Source organism: Blautia sp. BCRC 81119 (genome assembly GCF_003184505.1).
In the GTDB taxonomy this organism is placed as follows: Bacteria; Bacillota; Clostridia; order Lachnospirales; family Lachnospiraceae; genus Blautia_A; species Blautia_A fusiformis.
On record NZ_QJHD01000002.1, the window covers coordinates 61,450 to 80,592 of the forward strand.

At 45.4% G+C, this 19,143-nt stretch carries 16 protein-coding genes; 14 read left to right on the top strand and 2 right to left on the bottom strand.

The window, feature by feature from the left end; all coding sequences use genetic code 11:
* The first annotated feature begins 1 nt into the window (after window position 1).
* The 6 genes from metA to DMI82_RS01365 all read left to right on the top strand — a co-directional run bounded on the left by metA (window position 2) and on the right by DMI82_RS01365 (window position 5,909).
* Window positions 2-934, top strand: a complete 933-nt coding sequence (gene metA, locus DMI82_RS01340; protein WP_015524726.1) for a homoserine O-acetyltransferase MetA — start codon at window positions 2-4, stop codon at window positions 932-934.
* Between the two features lie 326 nt (window positions 935-1,260).
* Window positions 1,261-2,076 (top strand): methyltetrahydrofolate cobalamin methyltransferase, encoded by an 816-nt coding sequence (locus tag DMI82_RS01345; protein WP_110102177.1) that lies wholly within the window; start codon window positions 1,261-1,263, stop codon window positions 2,074-2,076.
* 54 nt (window positions 2,077-2,130) lie between these two features.
* A complete protein-coding gene (locus tag DMI82_RS01350; protein ID WP_015524728.1) occupies window positions 2,131-2,763 on the top strand; it encodes a corrinoid protein in 633 nt (210 codons plus the stop codon).
* A gap of 91 nt (window positions 2,764-2,854) precedes the next feature.
* Window positions 2,855-4,555, top strand: a complete 1,701-nt coding sequence (locus DMI82_RS01355; RefSeq protein ID WP_227573805.1) for an ASKHA domain-containing protein — start codon at window positions 2,855-2,857, stop codon at window positions 4,553-4,555.
* Window positions 4,556-4,571: 16 nt separating this feature from the next.
* Complete coding sequence (locus DMI82_RS01360; protein WP_110102179.1) at window positions 4,572-5,111, top strand: DUF2284 domain-containing protein; 540 nt, start codon at window positions 4,572-4,574, stop codon at window positions 5,109-5,111.
* A gap of 15 nt (window positions 5,112-5,126) precedes the next feature.
* Entirely contained in the window at window positions 5,127-5,909 is a 783-nt protein-coding gene (locus DMI82_RS01365) for an arylamine N-acetyltransferase family protein (protein ID WP_021650844.1), read from the top strand.
* Between the two features lie 21 nt (window positions 5,910-5,930).
* Here DMI82_RS01365 and DMI82_RS01370 read toward each other — a convergent pair whose 3' ends face one another.
* Entirely contained in the window at window positions 5,931-7,511 is a 1,581-nt protein-coding gene (locus DMI82_RS01370; protein WP_022426480.1) for a PucR family transcriptional regulator, read from the bottom strand.
* Window positions 7,512-7,772: 261 nt separating this feature from the next.
* Between DMI82_RS01370 and DMI82_RS01375 the strand changes: the two genes are divergently transcribed.
* The 8 genes from DMI82_RS01375 to ybaK all read left to right on the top strand — a co-directional run bounded on the left by DMI82_RS01375 (window position 7,773) and on the right by ybaK (window position 17,140).
* Window positions 7,773-9,173 carry an MFS transporter gene (locus tag DMI82_RS01375; RefSeq protein WP_110102181.1) on the top strand — a complete coding sequence of 467 codons (1,401 nt, stop codon included), beginning with the start codon at window positions 7,773-7,775 and terminating at the stop codon, window positions 9,171-9,173.
* 54 nt (window positions 9,174-9,227) lie between these two features.
* Window positions 9,228-10,259 (top strand): uroporphyrinogen decarboxylase family protein, encoded by a 1,032-nt coding sequence (locus DMI82_RS01380; protein WP_110102183.1) that lies wholly within the window; start codon window positions 9,228-9,230, stop codon window positions 10,257-10,259.
* A gap of 74 nt (window positions 10,260-10,333) precedes the next feature.
* Window positions 10,334-10,960, top strand: coding sequence for a hypothetical protein (locus tag DMI82_RS19995; protein WP_199579953.1), 627 nt, complete (start codon window positions 10,334-10,336; stop codon window positions 10,958-10,960).
* 189 nt (window positions 10,961-11,149) lie between these two features.
* Entirely contained in the window at window positions 11,150-11,746 is a 597-nt protein-coding gene (locus DMI82_RS01390) for a zinc dependent phospholipase C family protein (protein ID WP_022426477.1), read from the top strand.
* Window positions 11,747-12,009: 263 nt separating this feature from the next.
* Window positions 12,010-14,034: an NlpC/P60 family protein gene (locus DMI82_RS01395; protein ID WP_110102185.1), complete on the top strand. Its 2,025-nt coding sequence runs from the start codon at window positions 12,010-12,012 to the stop codon at window positions 14,032-14,034.
* A gap of 85 nt (window positions 14,035-14,119) precedes the next feature.
* Window positions 14,120-15,328, top strand: coding sequence for a transglutaminase domain-containing protein (locus DMI82_RS01400; RefSeq protein ID WP_227573977.1), 1,209 nt, complete (start codon window positions 14,120-14,122; stop codon window positions 15,326-15,328).
* Window positions 15,329-15,377: 49 nt separating this feature from the next.
* On the top strand, window positions 15,378-16,637 hold the full coding sequence (locus DMI82_RS01405; RefSeq protein WP_059085598.1) for a DUF4203 domain-containing protein: 1,260 nt from the start codon (window positions 15,378-15,380) through the stop codon (window positions 16,635-16,637).
* A 23-nt stretch (window positions 16,638-16,660) separates the two neighbouring features.
* Window positions 16,661-17,140 (top strand): Cys-tRNA(Pro) deacylase, encoded by a 480-nt coding sequence (gene ybaK, locus DMI82_RS01410; protein WP_022426473.1) that lies wholly within the window; start codon window positions 16,661-16,663, stop codon window positions 17,138-17,140.
* A gap of 85 nt (window positions 17,141-17,225) precedes the next feature.
* On the opposite strand, the gene DMI82_RS01415 is transcribed toward ybaK, so the two are convergent.
* The gene (locus DMI82_RS01415; RefSeq protein WP_021650411.1) at window positions 17,226-18,866 is read right to left on the bottom strand and encodes an ABC-F family ATP-binding cassette domain-containing protein; all 1,641 of its coding nucleotides are present in this window, start codon (window positions 18,864-18,866) and stop codon (window positions 17,226-17,228) included.
* Window positions 18,867-19,143: the final 277 nt, after the last annotated feature.

Here is a 19,143-nt window from a genome sequence, read left to right on the forward strand (position 1 = left end):
AATGCCGATCAAAACACAGGGGGATCTTCCGGTAAAGGAGATCCTGGAGAGAGAAAATATATTTGTAATGGACGAAAAACGTGCCATGCACCAGGATATCCGTCCGATCCATATTCTGATCCTGAATCTGATGCCGCTGAAAGAAGAAACAGAGCTGCAGCTTCTGCGTTCTCTTTCCAATACACCGCTGCAGGTGGATGTGACATTTATGGCTGTGGAGAGCCATGAAGCCAAGAATACATCTCTCAGCCATCTGAACAAGTTTTATGAAACATTCACCGATATAAAGAAACGTAAATTTGATGGAATGATCATCACAGGAGCACCGGTGGAGCAGATGCCTTTTGAGGAAGTGGATTACTGGAATGAGCTGACTGAGATCATGGATTGGACTGAGAAGCATGTGACTTCCACGATCTTTCTCTGTTGGGCAGCGCAGGCCAGTCTTTATCATTTTTATGGCCTGGAGAAAAAACCTCTGGATAAGAAAATGTTCGGACTTTTCCAGCACAGGGTACTGAACCGTAAGATCCCGCTGGTCCGGGGCTTTGATGATGTATTTCTTGCGCCGCATTCCAGACACACAGAAGTTCCTATTGCAGATATCCATGCATGCAAAGACCTTACGGTCCTGGCGGAAAGCGAAGAGGCTGGTCTGTTCCTTGCAATGGCAGAGGGAGGACGTAAAATCTTTGTTATGGGACATCCGGAATACGACCGCGTGACTTTGGATGGCGAATATAAAAGAGACCTTGCCAAGGGTCTGCCTATTGAAATCCCGAAGAACTATTACAAAGATGACGATCCAAACAACAAACCACTCCTCACCTGGAGGGCCCATGCCAACAACCTGTATACGAACTGGTTGAATTATTACGTATACCAGAGTACTCCGTATGACCTGTACGGGACACCGGATTTCAGGGAAATTTAAGGAATATGAAATAAGTGTTAGCATAAGCTCATAAATCGTAGACAAGGCTATGATTTATGGGCTTATTTTAGATTGCTGCTTACGAAGGTCTTTCCTAAAAAACATTCCTACAAAATGTAGGAATAAATGCAATGTTTATGGTATGAAATGCGGCTGGTTTTTTGCATTTATTTTGATACAATCATTATATAAAAGACATGGAACTGAAATAAGAATTCCTGGTTACTGTTTATTGGTAATATTCTGCGAAGCGTGTTACTGAGAATGGAATGAACAGTAACAATTCTTGATGCAGGCCAGAATATGTTAACGGGAGGATAAATAATATGATAATCATAGGTGAAAAAATCAATGGATCCATCCCCTCTGTGGCGGAGGCGATCTCAAACAGAGATGCAGAATTCATCAAGCAGCGGGCACTTGCTCAGGCAAACTCAGGAGCAAGCTATATCGATTGTTGCGCGTCTGTTCCGGAAGCAGAAGAAGTAGAAACCTTGAAATGGATGATCGACTGTATTCAGGAAGTGACAGATCTTCCGATTTCCGTAGACAGTCCCAGCGCAGATGTTCTTACAGAAGCTTACAAATTCTGCAGAAAACCGGGTATATTTAACTCTGTATCCGGTGAAGGGGATAAGATCGATAAGATTTTTCCTCTCATGGCACAGCCTGAAAACAAAGGGTGGCAGGTTATCGCACTTTTAAGCGATGATACAGGTATCCCCAAAAGTGCGGAAGACAGGCTGAAGGTATTTGACAAGATCATGGCAAAAGCGAAAGAGTACGGAATTTCACCGGATCGTATCCATATTGATCCATTGGTTGAGATGCTCTGTACATCTGAAGATGGTATTGCGATGAATGTGGAAGTAATTTCAAGTGTCCGTAAACAGTATCCGATGATCCACATTACAGCGGCGATCAGTAACATTTCCTTCAATCTGCCGGTACGTAAGCTTATCAATTTCGGATTTGTGGTACTTGCAATGAATGCCGGCCTTGACAGTGCGATCATGGATCCTACAAACAGAGATATGCTTGGACTTGTATATGCAACAGAGGCATTGCTTGGTCTGGATGATTACTGTATGGAATACATCGGAGCATACAGAGAAGGTCTGATCGGACCTGTAAAAAAATAAATAAAACGCATATGCGGAATGCGGATAGAAAATAAAAAGCGGAGGTGTTTGATTATGTCAAAAATCACAGAAGTAGCAGAATTGGTAGAAAAAGGAAAAGCAAAACTTGTAGGTGCAGCTGTACAGTCAGCTCTTGATGAAGGCTGTGAGGCAACAGAGATTCTTAACAGCATGATCGATGCAATGGCTGTTGTAGGTGAAAGATTTAAGAACGGAGAAATCTTTGTTCCGGAAATGCTGGTAGCAGCCCGTGCAATGAAAAAGGGTGTTGAGGTTCTGAAACCACATCTTGCATCCGGCGCTACAGGAAGTATGGGAAAACTTATCATCGCTACTGTAGCAGGAGATCTTCATGATATCGGAAAGAATCTTGTTGCAATGATGATCGAAAGTGCCGGCTTTGAAGTTATTGATCTCGGTGTTGATGTACCTGCATCGAAGGTTATTGAATGTTACAAAGAAAATCCGGATGTTAAGGTAATTGCACTTTCAGCGCTGCTCACAACTACAATGCCGGCTCTGAAGGATACAGTTGCAGCACTTAATGCGGAAGATTTCAGAAGCAATGTTAAGATCATGGTTGGAGGAGCACCGATCACGAAGGAGTTTGCAGATGAGATCGGCGCAGATGGATATTCAGAAGATGCAGCAAGCGCAGCAGTTCTTGCAAAAGCTTTGGCAGCATAAGGGAAAATAAAATAGGCCGCTCTGTATTGTCTGTGCATGGCATAGACGGCAGAGCGGCTTTTGCTTTACAGTGACCATCGGAGGGATAAAAATGTACCGAATAAAATTTATTAGGGAGGAAAAGGAGATCCTGGTGGAACCGGGTACCAGGATCCTTGAGGCGGAAAGAAAAGCAAAGCTGGTTCCTGATGCACCTTGCGGAGGCCGGGGAAAGTGCGGGAAATGTCGTGTTAAAATAGAAGATCACATGGTGCTTGCATGTCAGACGGAAATCCACAGTGACCTTGAAGTAGATACATTGTCCGGATGTCAGGAAGAGGAGATCCTTACAGAAGGAATGCAGAGACCGGTTGCGTTCAGGCCTGATCTGAAACAGAAAAAAGTGATTCTTAAGAAACCGGAGACAGGAGACAACCGCTCTGAATGGGAGCGGCTGACAGAACAGCTGGATGTGGAAAAACCTGTTCTGCCTGATACTGAAATTGCATCGAAGCTTTATGGCTGCAGAAAAGAAGCAGAAGAATGGTATGTGATCTGTGCAGGAAATAAGATCCTGGATATCAGCAGAGAAGAGAAAAAAATCTGTTTTGCGGCTTTTGATATAGGTACAACGACGGTGGTCGGCTATCTTATGGATGCATTGACCGGGAAGCAGCTGGCTCTCAAGAGTAGAATGAACCCACAGACTCAGTATGGAGCAGATGTGATCATGCGGGCGGATCATGCTCTGGAGCATGGCGTAGAGCAGCTGACCGGCTGCATACGGAATGCGGTTGATGAAATGCTCCAGGAACTGGCAGAGGAAGCAGGAAGAAGCACATTAGATATCTGTCAGGTATCTGTGGTAGGAAATACCTGCATGCATCATCTTTTTCTTGGGATTTCTCCGGCATCGCTGGTCCATGCACCGTATAATCCGGCGATCAGTCAGGGGCTTACACTGAATGCAGAGCAATATGGGCTCCATATCCACAGAAAGGGGCAGCTGCTTATGCTGCCTGATATAGCCGGGTATGTAGGGGCAGATACCTGTGGCTGCATTTTGACGCTCAGACAGGATCAGCAGAACGAGATCAGCCTTATGATCGATATTGGAACGAACGGGGAGATGGTCCTTGGAAATAAAACGAGATTAGCCTGTTGTTCAACAGCTGCCGGTCCGGCATTTGAAGGTGCAAAGATCGAGTGCGGGATGCGTGGAGGAGCAGGAGCAGTAGATCATGTAGTATACAAAAATGGAAAATGGGAATACACGACTATAGGAAATAAGGCTCCGGCAGGCTTATGCGGTTCAGGTCTGATCGATCTTGTGGCACAGCTGTACCTGGCTGGCTTTATTGATGAAAGTGGTCATCTGGAAAGCGGCCAGGAAAAGGCGGGAGTGTTTGTGCTGGTACCTCCGGAAAAGTCGGGAAATGACAGGGGCGTTTATCTGACACAGAAGGATATCGGAGAGGTACAGCTGGCAAAAGCGGCTATCGCAGCGGGAATCTTTCTTCTTATGAAAAGACTGGAGATCACAGAAAAGGATATTAAACGGGTCTATCTTGCCGGTGCATTCGGCAATTACATGAATCCGGAAAGTGCGGCAGCGATCGGGATGTTCCCGGCCGGACTGCTGCCCAGGATACAGCCGGTGGGAAATGCGGCAGGCGAAGGTGCAAGGATCGCGCTTCTGAATGAAGAGGAAAGAAAAGAAATGGATCGGACTGTCAAAAATATGGATTTTGTGGAGCTGGCAGCTTCGCCGGAGTTCCAGGACTGTTTTGTGGATGGCTTATGCTTTCCGTAATGCGAGGAGAATGGATATGCTTAATATAAAAGAACTGGAAGAGATGGGAAAAAAGGCAGGATTTTCTTATGTAGCACTTCTGAAGAGCGATTCGATCCAGCTTATGCCGGAGGTAAGGGAAATGTGCAAAAATAATACCTGCCATATGTATGCAAAACGCTGGAGCTGTCCTCCCGGATGCGGAGATCTTGAAGTATGCAGAAAAAAGATAGAAAAGTACAGGGAAGGCATTATTGTCCAGACAGTGGGGAAACTGGAGGATCCTTTGGACGGAGAGACGATGATGGAGACCGAAGCGGTTCATAAACAGAATTTTTATGAATTTGAAAAAATGCTCAGAGAAAGATGGCCGGGCATGCTCCCCATAGGGGCCGGGTGCTGTACAAAATGTAAAACGTGTACATATCCGGATGCTCCATGCCGTTTCCCCGAACAGGCATTTTCTTCGATGGAAGCCTATGGAATGCTGGTAACACAGGTATGCCAGGCAAATGGTCTGGAATACTATTATGGTCCCTGTACGATCGCCTATACCAGCTGTTATCTTCTTGAATAGAACAGGAGTGAAAAAATGAATGACAGAGAACGGGAGGCATATCTGAACAGGATCGGATATGAGGGTGAATTAAGAACAGATAAAAAATGTCTGGAAAAGATAATGGACCTTCATCTTTGCAGTATTCCCTTTGAAAATCTGGAAGTTTTTGACGAGGGAAGGATTCCTTCTCTGAGGTCGGAAGATATTTATGAGAAGATCATTGTCAGAAAACGAGGCGGATATTGCTTTGAGCTGAATAAATTGTTTTATGAGCTTCTGAAAGCTTTGGATTTCCGTGTGATCCCTGTGGCGGTAAGGATATTGTGGAACCGGGAAGAGCTTCCGCCGGTCCTGCACCGGGCAACCCTTGTTATTTTTGAGGAAGGAAGCTATTACTGTGATGTAGGATACGGAGGTCCCGGACCCAAGAAGCCGGTTCTTATGAAGGATGGTATCCACAGAGAAAAAAACGGATGGTACCGTGTTAACATGAAGCCGGGAAATACAAACGGAGAGATACTTGTTGAACGAAGGAAAGAAGAAAAATATCTGCCAATACTCAGATTTTCACAGACTCCTACAGTAGAAGCAGATTTTGAACTGCTGAATTTCTATTGTGCAAAATCTCCAGATGTATTAATTACCAGAAAAAGAGTGGTGAGCATCTGCAGACCGGAAGGAAGTGTTGCGCTGACCGGGGATGTTCTTACAATCCAGAAGGAAGATGGATCCATTGAAACGAAAATAAGCGATTCGGAAGAAACCATCAGGCTATGGATGGAACATTATTTCGGATTGGAGTTTTTACAGATATAAGCAGAAAAAAGGACCAGGTTGTCAGGTGACAGTCTGGTCCTTTTCCTGCAGAAGAAAGCAGAGCTGCAGAAGAAGCCGGTCTTTCGGATTATCCAGATCAACCTTTGTGAGTTTCTGGATGCGCTCCAGACGGTAGGTCAGGGAACTTCTATGTATAAAAAGCTCACGGGCTGTCTGAAGAGAATTGCGTTCATGCTCCAGATAGACCTTGAGTGTGTGATACAGCTCAGTATTGTTTTTTCGGTCATAATTCTGCAGTGCATCCAGCCGTGAAGAGACCAGAAGCTCGGGACTGATCTGATGGCTGATCTGGGAAAGCATATATTCCAGAAGATAAGCATCAAAATGATAGCACCAGGCCATGCTCTGACTTTTTTTGCCCAGGCGCAAGGCGGAAACAGCCTGAATATATCCCTGAGGGATCAGGAGAAAATCACGAAATTCAGAGCTTACTCCCATTTTAAAAAGCCCTTCGCGCAGGATGATCGCAAGTGAACTGATAACATCGGAAGATACAGAGTGCTTAAAGGACAGATTAACGATCACAACGATTCCCTGCTGATAGGTAAAAGCCAGACCTTCCGGGATCTGGGCTTCAATGTGTCCCAGTGTGGCGATGGAAGAGTGCATACGGTCATCCTGCTGCTGGGTTTCCAGACGAAGTACAAGATACCGGTCATGGCGATTCCAGTTCAGATACTGGATCTGATCGGTAACTGCCTGTAGTTCTGTGAGCTTTCCGGAAAGATACTCCGTGAAGAACTGCCGGGAGTCATTTCCCATTGAGATTTGGAACAGATTGTGCCGACGGATGCATAGCTCGATAAAGGAGCCAAGATACTCAAGAGCAGAAAAATGTCCGGGCTGTATCTCCGTCTGGAGCTCATCTACACAAAGCCTGCCCTGATAATTGCCGCTGACCCAGAGATTCATGTAGAGGATACGGTAACCGCGGAGCTCTTCGGAATAAATATTGGCGCCGTGGGTGATAAGTGTGCGCTGGTATTCGGCATCAAGCTTGAAATCCTGAATCAGGCTTAAAGGTGCGATGAGTCTACCTGTACGCTGGTCATGGACCCATTCGGACATACCGGTTACGTGCCGGGGAGAAGAAAGGATATAAAAGTTGGTGTCGTGGGCAAAAACCGGATTATGAAATATATCCAGACTGGCTTCCAGCATCTCATTCAGCGGATCGATACTTCCAAGTGCAAGCTGGAGTTTACTGTCCCAGTCAGAATATCTGTCAAAGGTCTGCTGTATTTGGTTGAAGACCTCAGAAAAAGAAAGGGTTCCCTTAATGTGAAGGATCCTGCAGCTTTCGGAAAAGCAGGAAAGATCACCGGAGCCCACCACTACAAATGCGATGTTCTGGTATCGCAGGAAGCTTTCGGAAAGAGAATTGCCGAAGACAAGATAAAGGTAGCATGGCTTTAGCAGGGCTCCTGCCTGATATATGCGAAGACCATCCAGCGTCAGGGGGTCTTCACGGCAGAGGATGGAAACATCCTCTTTTTTCTCCGCAAAATCGTCAGCAATGATCTGGAGATTAAGATGGAAGCCTGTATGCGGGCTATTCACGAAATGCTCTCTTTTGTTCAAAATATTTCCTCCAATTCATAAAAGCCTTGTATTTATAGGAAATTATAACATATTAGACGGAAAATAAAAAGAAAACAGAGAGGGAATTATTTGTGCATATTTACAATAATAACTGTACAAAAAGTATGAAGCATTGGAGAAAGAATGAAGAAGTGTGCGGATTTACGAACAAGAAAAAAACAACTATACTGTAATCATCAAAGGTAACGTGAAGTTGTGGAAATGGCCGGCCCCACAAAAAACAGCGAAGGGGGAAAGAAAATGAGTAAAAATGAAATACCGAAACAAGATCCGAAACAGAAAAAGGGTCTTACAAATGCCCTGAAATATTTCTTTGGTGTTGGTGATGCCGGATTTGTTCTTATGAGTAATATCGAGACATTTTACTTTATGACATTTCTGACGGATCTGGCAGGCTTTGCAGCTGGTGTAGCTGGTGTGATCAATTCCGTATTTACCATTGTTGATGCATGTCTGTCCTGGCTTTACGGAGGAATCATCAATGGCACAAAAGCAAAGAAATGGGGGCGTTATCGTTCCTGGCTGATCATGGTTCCGTGGATGGTGCCGTTTCTGTACGCATTCATGTTCATACGTGTCAGTGATAATGAATGGCTTTCGGCAGTGGTGATCATTGCCGCATCCATCGCATCTCATGTGGCATGGAATTTCAGCTATGTTGCCAACGCAACCCTGATCAGTGTTGTTGGTAAAACACCGGAAGACAAAGCAACGCTTGCATCCTCCAGGGCAACCTGGAATAACATAGGCGGTCTGTTGTTTTCCTATATGGGTCTTCCATTTGCAACACTTCTTGCCGGATATGTCGGTGAGAAAAATAAATTTGCAGCAGCAGCTTTCTGCCTGGGTATTCTGATGGTCGTAACCTATTTTGCCCATTTCAAGATGACGGAAGGCTATGAAGAGATTGAAACGGAAACAGCAGGAAAGAAAAATGACAAAACAAAGATCACGATCAGAGAGATGTTTGCTTCCCTGTTTCAGAATCCACCTCTTATGGTCCTGATGCTGGCAGACCTTGCAAAATGGTGTGTGAAATTTGTAACAGCAGCATCTGCTATTTACTATTTCAGGGATGCAATGGGAAATCCGGGACTGATGACCACTTATCTTCTCTGTGTTGCTATCGGTGCCATCATCGGAGCTTTTTCCATGAGATACATTGCAAAAGCAATATCGTCCCGTACAACTATGATCATTGCTTATGCAGGAATGGCAGTATCACTGTTCCTTGTATATATTTTCTATGGAAATGCAATGACAGTGATCGCCCTTATGACACTTGCCCAGTTCTTCTATGGTATGGCTTTTGCAGCTTCACCTGCACTTTATGCGGACACTGTAGTGTATGCAACATGGAAGAGCGGAAAAGATGCATCCGGATGGATCATGGGATTACAGAATCTTCCGCTGAAGATTGCCGTATTCTTAAGAGGAACGATCCTCAGCGCCTGTCTTGTGGCGGTAGGCTGGAAATCTGGAGTTGTTCTTGAGGGGACGGCTCGTCAGGGAATGACGATTTCCTTTGCACTTGTTCCGGCTATTTTCTGTCTGGCAGGTCTTCTACTTCTGGTGTTTGGATTTAAGATCACAAAGGAAAAGGTTCTTCAGTATCAGGCTGAGATTGACGCAAGATCATAAAGATAAGTGATCGGGTATTTTGAAAGATCACAGGATAATAAAGGAGGAAGCATTATGTTGAAAGCATCGGAGATTTTACTTGAAACGATAAAAAAGGACGGCAGGCCAGAACGACTTCTGAGACAGTATGAGGGTGCGACCTTTTACCCGCCGAACCCGGCAAATAATTATGTGCGTGGAAACCGTCACCGTGGTATGGAGCCTATGAAGGATCTTTTCGGAACTGAGATCCTCTGGCCCCAGGAACAGCTGGCTGCAATGCCACATGTAACAGAGGACAACAAGGTCATTGATGATATCACAGAATGGAAAGAGCAGCTGGTGATTCCGGATATTGTCGGTCAGTGCTCGGATCCGGCTTTATGGGAACCATTTAAACAGAAGGCACAGGAGATAAAGGATTCAGGAAGCCTTTTCATGGCATTTATGCCTACAGGTGTTTTTGAGAGGCTTCACTTCCTGATGGGATTTGAGGATATGCTGGTGAACTTCCTTCTTGAGCCGGAGGATATGATGGATCTCTGCAATGCCATTGGGGAGTACCGTTTCCAGCTTACAAAGCTGATCGTTGATAATCTCCACCCGGATATCATCCTTTCCCATGATGACTGGGGTTCCAAGCAGTCCCTGTTCATCAGTCCGGACACATGGAGAGAATTTATCAAACCACAGTATGAAAGATCCTATAAATATATGAAAGACCATGGAGTGATCATCATGCATCACGCAGATTCCTTCATGGAACCGATCATAGAGGATATGGTTGATCTTGGGATTGACATCTGGCAGGGAACACTTCCGCAGAATGATATTCCGAAGCTCCAGAAACAGCTGAACGGAAGAATGACACTTATGGGCGGAATCGATGCTTCGATCGTAGACCGTGTGGATTCCACAGAAGAAGAGATCCGTAAGGAGGTCAGAAGAGCATGTGAGGAGTATGCACCACATGGACATTTCATTCCATGTATTACCTATGGAGGTCCCGGTTGTCTGTTCCCTCATGTAGATTCAATTATTGATGACGAGATTGAAAAATATAATAAGGAGCATTCCTGTAATTCATTAAAAGCGCCAATTGAATAAAAAAGAACCTCAAGGTATGATTGAGTTGCATCTTGGCGGATGTAAACAAAACAATCAAGCACTGGAGGTTCCAAATGAATTATACACAGAATGAAAAGATTGAGCAAGTAACAGATTCAACAATGGTTGTCGGAGTTGATATCGGAAGCCAGATACATTATGCAAGAGCTTTTGATAACAGAGGACGCGAACTTACAAAACGTATTTTTTCTTTTCATAACGATCTGGAAGGGTTCAATTCTTTCAGCCTTTGGGCAGAGACACTTAAGACTGAGAATAAAAAGATTGCAGTTCTGATAAGAGACCTGGTATACAGCCGTGACGGGATCATGAAGCAGCACAACATATCTGCAAACAGGATTCAGAGATGGCTTGCAATACATTTCCCGGAATATCTGGGATTATACACACGATTTGATGCAATAAGCGGCCTGACAGTGCTTGAAAAAGCACCATTGCCAAAAGATGTGATCGCACTTGGAGTAAATGGGATCCGAAAGATCTGGCATGATAAAAAGATGCGTGGCAGAGGAGTTACTGAAGATAGGGCAAAGACCCTGGTTGAAGCTGCGCACAACAGTGTTGGACTTGACGGAGGGATTGGAACAAAAAGTGAATTATATATGCTGCTCAGGTTTCCAGCACGGTTTATCTTTGCGGAGAATCGAAGACAAGTACCGTCTGGGCATCTATTGATCTGAAGCAGCGGCAGCTTTTTGATCTGGATTAAAATTTACATAATCTTTATTTGATTATTTGAAAAAACAGTGCTATAGTAAAGTTGGTTCCGGTAAACGGATGATTTATGGATCCCAGAAGAGGACCGGGCGGAACCAAATTACTGTTGACCGGTCAGGATCTGGATCAGGAAAGAAGGAAGAGGGAAAAAATTGCGTAAAAAATCACATATACTGTTAGGCAGATACCTGGCTGACCAGATGTCTGAGGTGTACAGTCTCCAGCAGCACAGAAAAGCGTTTTGCCTGGGCAATATCATGCCTGATCTGAAACCATCGTTTCTCACCACCAGACATGAGTTTTTCGGAACATTCGATCACCTCCAGAATAAGATGAGGGCGCTTGTCGAGAAGAACCCGGAGGAAGAGAATGCCAGAGTATACTGGAGAAGATTCGGTGAGGTCATGCATTATATGGCTGATTATTTTACTTTTCCTCATAACAAAACATACAAAGGAAATCTTGCAGCACATAATTCTTATGAAGCTGAGCTGAAGAACCGCCTGAGAGAATGTATCCTCAGCGGCGCAGCAGACAGCCAGCTGGAAGAAGCGAAGCAGTTTGAAAGCTTTGAGGAACTTGTGGAATATATCCGTGAGCGTCATGCATATTATCTGGAAAGCCCGCGGTGCATTGCCGATGACATCCGTTTTATCCTTCGGGTGTGCTATCAGGTTGTACAGGGGATTTTTCAGCTCTGTGTCAGAAAACAGTTTCATATGGGCGGACAGCCGGCAGTGACTGTCTGACAGTATATAAAAAGCCGCAGTGTGTGAGAGCACTGTGGCTTTTTTACGTTATGGTAAACTCTAAAAAATCTTACAAAAATGTGAATAAAAAGTGAAAAATAGATGAATTGAAGGAGATATCCTACCAGAACAGTTGATTTCACGATTTTCGTATGCTAAAATAAATTGAATTAAACTTTAAGTTATCAAACGGTTTAAGGCAGACCTTTATTATAGGGGAAGTAAAGGGATGTTCAAGGAAAGAAGGGAGCATCTTAATAAATATGAAGAACAAGTACCTGAATAAGTTTTTTTGCATCACGATGTTATCAGCTATGGTACTGGCAGTTCCAACCGGAGTAAAAGCCGCCGAGGAAGCAGATAATGTTGTTGCTGAGGAAGGTGTTTCAGGAGACGGGAGCGAGGTAAGTGAACCGGAACCAGAAGTTCCGACAGAACCGGTGCCGACAGCTGCACCGGAACCGGAAATAACTGCTGCACCTGACCCGGAACCAACTACAGCGCCGGAGCCAACAGATACACCGGCACCTGCGCCGACGGAAACACCGGAGCCAACTGCAACACCTGCGCCGACGGGAACACCGGAGCCGACAGCGACACCTGCACCAACGGCAACACCGGAACCGACAGCGACACCTGCACCAACGGCAACGCCGGAGCCAACCGCAACACCTGCACCGACGGCAACACCGGCCAGGGATGACTCTGCAAAGGTACAGGCGGTGATCCGGAAGATCAAAGCACTGGCAGGCAGAACGATCACAGCAGCAGATAAAGCGGAGATAGATAGCGTACGTGCAGCTTATGAGGCACTGTCTAATACAGAAAAGGCCAAGGTTACGAATTATAAGATCCTGACTGAGGCAGAAGCCAAGCTTGCAGCTGTCGACAAGAACGACAGTGATAACAAAAAAGGCAACAAAAAAGATAACAAAAAAGATGATAGCAGCACGGAAGATAACAAGAATACAGAGATCACAGATGGAAATAACGCCACAGCAACACAGATCGGAGATCCTGTTTATGTGACAAATATGGTATCCAATCTCCATGCGGGCAAGGATTTTTATCTGGATAGTCTTAAGAGCAATTATCATCTGTCCTTCTCCGATGATTTTGCTTCTGTAATGGAAGAGATCGAAAGAGAATATAAAGAGAAGAACAAGCTTACCGATACGGAGAATACACTTCTGGTAAGAAACTGGCAGGATATCCTTGCTGTTTATATTTACGAAAAGAGCAAAGCAGGAGCAACGTCATTTACATTGGATGCATCCTGCAAGGATGATCTGGCAAGGATCTTTGCGGAGATGAACCCCATCGTCAGGGACAAGCAGGATATTACCAAGATATCCTACGGAAATCGTAAGATCAACTACTACATCAAGAAGAACAATATTGCAAAGGAAGACAGAAGCGTCCTTAAGAAATATGTGGAAACAGACTGTAAGCTTCTCTGTGCGGTAGTTACCGCATCCAAAGGCTTTGTCCGTGAAAGTGTGGGAGACAATGTTTCTGAGGATCGTGTAGATGTTATCACCGCAGCGTATTCACTGGTTGGTAAGGTCGGATATTTCTGGGGCGGTAAATCTACGGTGATCGGAGAAGATCCAAGCTGGGGCTCCGTTGAGAAGGTATCTGCAGACGGCAGCAGAAGCTCCGGTACGCTCCGTGCATATGGTCTGGACTGCAGCGGCTTTGTTACCTGGGCAGTGATCAATGGATATAAGGATCAGGGAATGCAGGCAGCAGTTGGAGACGGAACCTCTGACCAGTGGGAGAAGGCCGGTGTTGTCAGCGAAGCAGATGCACAGCCAGGAGATCTGGTATTCCAGAGAGGACCGGAAGCAGGAAGCAACAACCACGTTGGTATCCTGTGCGGAAAGACGGATTCCGGCGACTGGATCGCAGTACATTGTTCCTCAAGCAAGAATGGTGTAACGGTTGGTGAGGCATACAGTGCAAGCTTCCGTTATATCAGAAAGCCATCCTTCTATCAGGATACAACAGCGGAGGAAAATGAGACCACAGCTACAGAGAATGATGTTCTGACAGAGGAGAGTGCAGAAAAGCTCCTCACGGATGTGGTTAGATCTGATGCACTGAAGGATGCACTGGCATCCGGTGATACTGTTTCCAGTGACCTTCTTGCAGATTTTAAGAATAAGGCTTTGCAGGAGGATGAGGAAGAAGATGAAGTTGAGACGCTGACTCTGGATCAGGAGACCATGGACGATGCAGTGGATACATTTGATGATGATGTAGAAACACTGGAAATGGAAAACTAAGGGACAGCGATTGAAGATAAGGGCAGTCTCCCACGGGAGGCTGCCCTTTCTTACAATCGCTGCTTCAGACATAGGACATGATATTATGAAAAAAAGAAATTTCTGCCCCATGGCAGCCGCAGTGCTTACAGCTGCAGTGATCCTTCAGCCCTTTAGCGCTTCGGCAGAGGCACTGGATCAGATCTGCTCCATAGCAAAGAGCATTATTTCAGGCGAACCAAAGGAAGTAGAGGAACTGCGTCAGATGGAGGTTGCCCAGAGCGAAGAAGGGCATCAGGAATATTATTTCAAACAGCTTACGGAAGAAGAGCAGAGAGTATATCGGGAGCTGCTGAAAGGAATCCGTGCCCGGGAAAAGGAGTTTTATCTGACAATCTCCGATGATGACAGTATTGACAGAAGCTATCATGCAGTATTGAAAGACCACCCGGAGATATTCTGGGTCCACAATCGTGAAAAAATCTACAAAACTACGTATTCAGACAGTGATTACTGCGTTTTTACTCCGGGCTATACTTATACAGACGGCGAGATCGATGAGATACAGACGGCGATGGAGCAGAGCTTTCAGGAGGTCAGAGCCCTGATCCCGGAGGATGCCGGTGACTACGAGAAGGTACGCATTGTTTATACGTATGTGATTGACCATACCCAGTATCAGACAGGGGAGGATGATCAGAGCATAGCAGGTGTTTTCTGGAAAAAATCCGCAGTCTGTGCCGGATATGCAGGAGCTGTCCAGTATCTTCTGGAAAGGCTGGATATTCCCTGTATTTATGTGGACGGAAGCACAAAAGGAAGTACAGAGGGTCATGCATGGGATATTGTAAAAATTGGCCAGGAGTATTATTATGTAGATGCTACCAATGGGGATCAGCCGGATTTTCTAAATGGAGATGCCGCACAGCTGGAAGAGCATAAGACGATCATTTACGATTATCTCTGCCCTTTCCCGGAAGAATATGAAAAAACCTATACACCATCGGAAGAACTGACAGTTCCGGCATGTACTGCGAAGGATCTGGATTTTTATGTGCTGAACCAGGGGTACTTTGAAGATTACAGCTGGCAGGATATATATGATTATTGTAAGATGAGACTGGATAATGGCGCGGCTGTTGTGCGTTTCAAGTTTGGCGGTCAGGAAGCTTTTTCCGAAGCCTGCCAGGAACTGCTGGATGATGGCGTGGTACAGAATGTGGCACAGTATTATATGAAACTTCACGGACTTGGTCAGGTGGAGTATCATTATGGAGTGATGGATAATTTTTATACCATATATTTTATTTTCTGAAACATCTTTGGGAGGATTTCCGGAGGTTTTGGAAAGAGAGGAGTAAGTTATGAATATGGATATGTTGTCAAGAGGATTTGACATACTGCAGAGAGCAGGAGGTATGGAACAGATCAGCCAGCTGATGGTGATCGTATATGGAGTGCTCTGCGTTTTCGGGCTTTTGAACTGTATCCTGGGATATCGTATCCTCCGGTTCTGGATGATGATCTTTGGATTTATCATCGGAGCAGGCGCCGGCTTTGGTGTAACCTATATGTCCGGTGTTCAGGATAAAATGGTGATCGCAGGTGCCATGGCGGGACTGGGGATCGTACTGGCTGTTGTTTCGTTTCTGATCTACAGGGCAGGAATCTTTGTACTGGGATTTGGTATCGGAATAACATTGAGTATCTATCTGGTCCATCCGACCAGTTCTTTTTCTTTTTTCCTGTGCATCCTTATCGGCGTGGGACTGGGAGTACTTGCTATGCGTTATGCGAAAGGAGTGATCATTGTCGGAACCAGTATACTGGGTGGTGTTCTGGCAGGATTATCCATTGCAAAGATCGCAGGGCTGGCGCAGTTTCCATATGGCGTCGGTATGGCAGCGGGAATTGCGATCCTTGGTATGCTGATCCAGTTCGCCATCAACAAAGACCGATACGATGAGGAAGATGACGAAGAAGAGGATGACGACGATGGAACTCTGCCGGAGGAGACCAGGAAGCCGGCAGGAAGGGACCGTAGAGGAAACAGTCGTGAATACACCTCTGACCGTAACAGGGACGATCACAGATATACATACGAAAACCGGGCAAACGATGACCGGGAAAGCCGGGGTGAAAGACGTTCCCGCAGACCATCTGACAGAGAAGGACGCAACTCTGACAGACGAGAAAGAAATTATGCAGACAGCCGAAAAAGATCCGGAAGCGAAAGAAACAGCAAAGGCAGTTCCACTGAAAGAAGAAGCACTTCCGGAACATCCGGCAGAAACAGAACATCCGACAGAAATTATGCTTCGGATGACAGAAGAGGCCGCAGATACAGCCAGAGCAGCAGCACCAGGGAACGAAGGAATGCAGGAACGGGAAGCAGATCCCGCTATGCAGATCCGGAGGATCATGAAGACTATGATCGTTTTGATGAGTCGGAAAACAGGGACAGCTATGAAGATTTTGAAAAACTGCAGCAGAAAAGACGTCGGATGGATATTGAAAATATGGCGGATTTTGATGAGCAGGAAGAATATGGAAATTACAGGAATGACCCGGATCTGATGAATGATGAGGATCTGGATGAGCTTGATGAGTGGAAAGACAACTGAGAAAAATCCAAGGAGTGACAGAAATGGGAAAAGAAGCCAAAACAAACGCAATGAGAATGCTGGATCGAAAAAAAGTAAAATATGAAGCGATCGCATATGACTGTGGAGAGTTCATAGATGGGATCCACTGTGCAGACATCACAGGAGCCCCTCATGATCAGTCCTTTAAGACCCTGGTCATGGAAGGGAAAAGCGGCGGCTACTATGTGTTTGTAGTTCCGATCGAGAAAGAGGTGGACCGTAAGGCAGCCGCAAAGTCTGTAGGCGAAAAAACAGTAGATATGATCCATGTAAAGGATCTTACAAAGATCACGGGCTATATCCGCGGAGGCTGCAGCCCTCTTGGAATGAAAAAAAATTATCCGGTGGTGTTTGACCAGTCTGCCGAAAACTTTGATGAAATCTATGTAAGTGGTGGAAGAGTAGGCCTTACCCTGAAGGTACCGCTTAAAGATCTTCTGGATGTAACACAGGGCAAGCTTGCTCCGATCACCATGGAGTAAGCGCATATAAAACAGATAAAAAAACTCCCCTGACTGCCTGTAAAGGCGGAAGCAGGGGAGATTTTTTGTTACAGAAGCATGGGATTTAGTTATCCTGTGCGTCCTCTTCGTTAACCTGGAATACGTGACGCTTCTTGGCCATTTCGTCACTGGCAAGATACTCGTCGTAAGTGGTGATCTTGTCTACCAGCTTGCCGTTAGGAAGGATCTCCATGATGCGGTTTGCAGTTGTCTGTACAAACTGGTGATCGTGTGAGGTGAAAAGGATCACTCCCGGGAATTTGATCAGTCCGTTGTTCAGTGCTGTGATAGACTCCATATCCAGATGGTTGGTTGGCTCATCCAGGATCAGGATATTGGCACCGGAGATCATCATCTTGGAAAGAAGACAGCGAACTTTTTCACCACCGGAAAGAACACGGACACGTTTTACACCATCCTCACCAGGGAAAAGCATACGGCCAAGGAATCCACGGACGTAGGTTGCGTCCTTGATCTCGGAGTACTGTGTCAGCCAGTCGGTGATAGTAAGGTCGTTATCGAATTCCTGTGTGTTATCCTTCGGGAAATATGCCTGGGAAGTGGTAACGCCCCATTTGTAATTTCCTTCATCCGGCTCCATTTCACCTGTAAGGATCTTGAAGAAGGTTGTGATGGCCTGCTCGTTGGCGCCCACAAAGGCAACCTTATCTTCACGACCAAGAGTGAAGGAAATGTTGTCCAGAACCTTTACTCCATCAATGGTCTTGGACAGATTTTCCACCATGAGGACCTCGTTTCCGATCTCACGGTTCGGGCGGAAGTCGATGTATGGATATTTACGGCTGGAAGGACGCATGTCATCCAGCTGGATTTTTTCCAGGGCACGCTTTCTGGAAGTCGCCTGCTTGGATTTGGAAGCATTGGCGCTGAAACGGGAGATGAACTCCTGGAGCTCTTTGATCTTCTCCTCTTTCTTTTTGTTGGCCTCTTTCATCTGCTTGATCAGAAGCTGGCTGGATTCAAACCAGAAGTCGTAGTTTCCGGCATAAAGCTGGATCTTGCCATAATCGATATCAGCAGTATGTGTGCAGACCTTGTTCAGGAAATAACGGTCATGGGATACTACGATAACCGTATTGTCAAAATTGATCAGGAACTCCTCCAGCCATTCGATAGCAGGAAGATCCAGGTGGTTGGTCGGCTCATCAAGAAGAAGGATATCAGGATTTCCGAAAAGAGCCTGTGCAAGAAGAACCTTGACTTTCATACTACCGGTAAGGTCTGCCATCTGTGTATAGTGGAACTCGGTGTCGACTCCGAGACCGTTGAGAAGAGTAGCAGCATCGGACTCTGCTTCCCATCCGTTCATTTCTGCAAACTCACCCTCAAGCTCGCTGGCACGGATGCCATCTTCGTCTGTGAAATCTTCCTTTGCGTAAATGGCTTCTTTCTCTTTCATGATCTGATAGAGTCTTTCATTACCCATGATGACAGTATCCAGAACCGGATAAGCATCATATTTGAAGTGATCCTGCTGCAGGAAAGAAAGTCTCTGACCGGGGGTGATCACAATGTCGCCCTTGGTAGGCTCGAGCTGACCGGAAAGGATTTTGAGGAATGTAGATTTTCCTGCGCCGTTGGCGCCGATCAATCCATAACAGTTACCCTCTGTAAATTTGATGTTAACGTCTTCAAACAGCGCTTTTTTTCCAACGCGCAGTGTGATGTTATTTGCTGAAATCATATCATACCTCTTTTTTCATTAAATAAATATCGTTTCAATTACATACGAAAGCATTACAATCGTTTCCTATTGTACCGTAAACTGAAAAATTTGCAAGCTGTATTTTCCTTTTTTCGGCTAAATAAAGGAAAAACAGGGGATTACTATGAATCACAGGAAAATAATAACCTTTTATTATATAAAAAAATGGGTTATACTGTCGTATGTGGTAATGAAGTATTCCGGGGATATGGATATCCGGCTCTCTGGCACATCAGAAACACCCAGGAACGTGGCA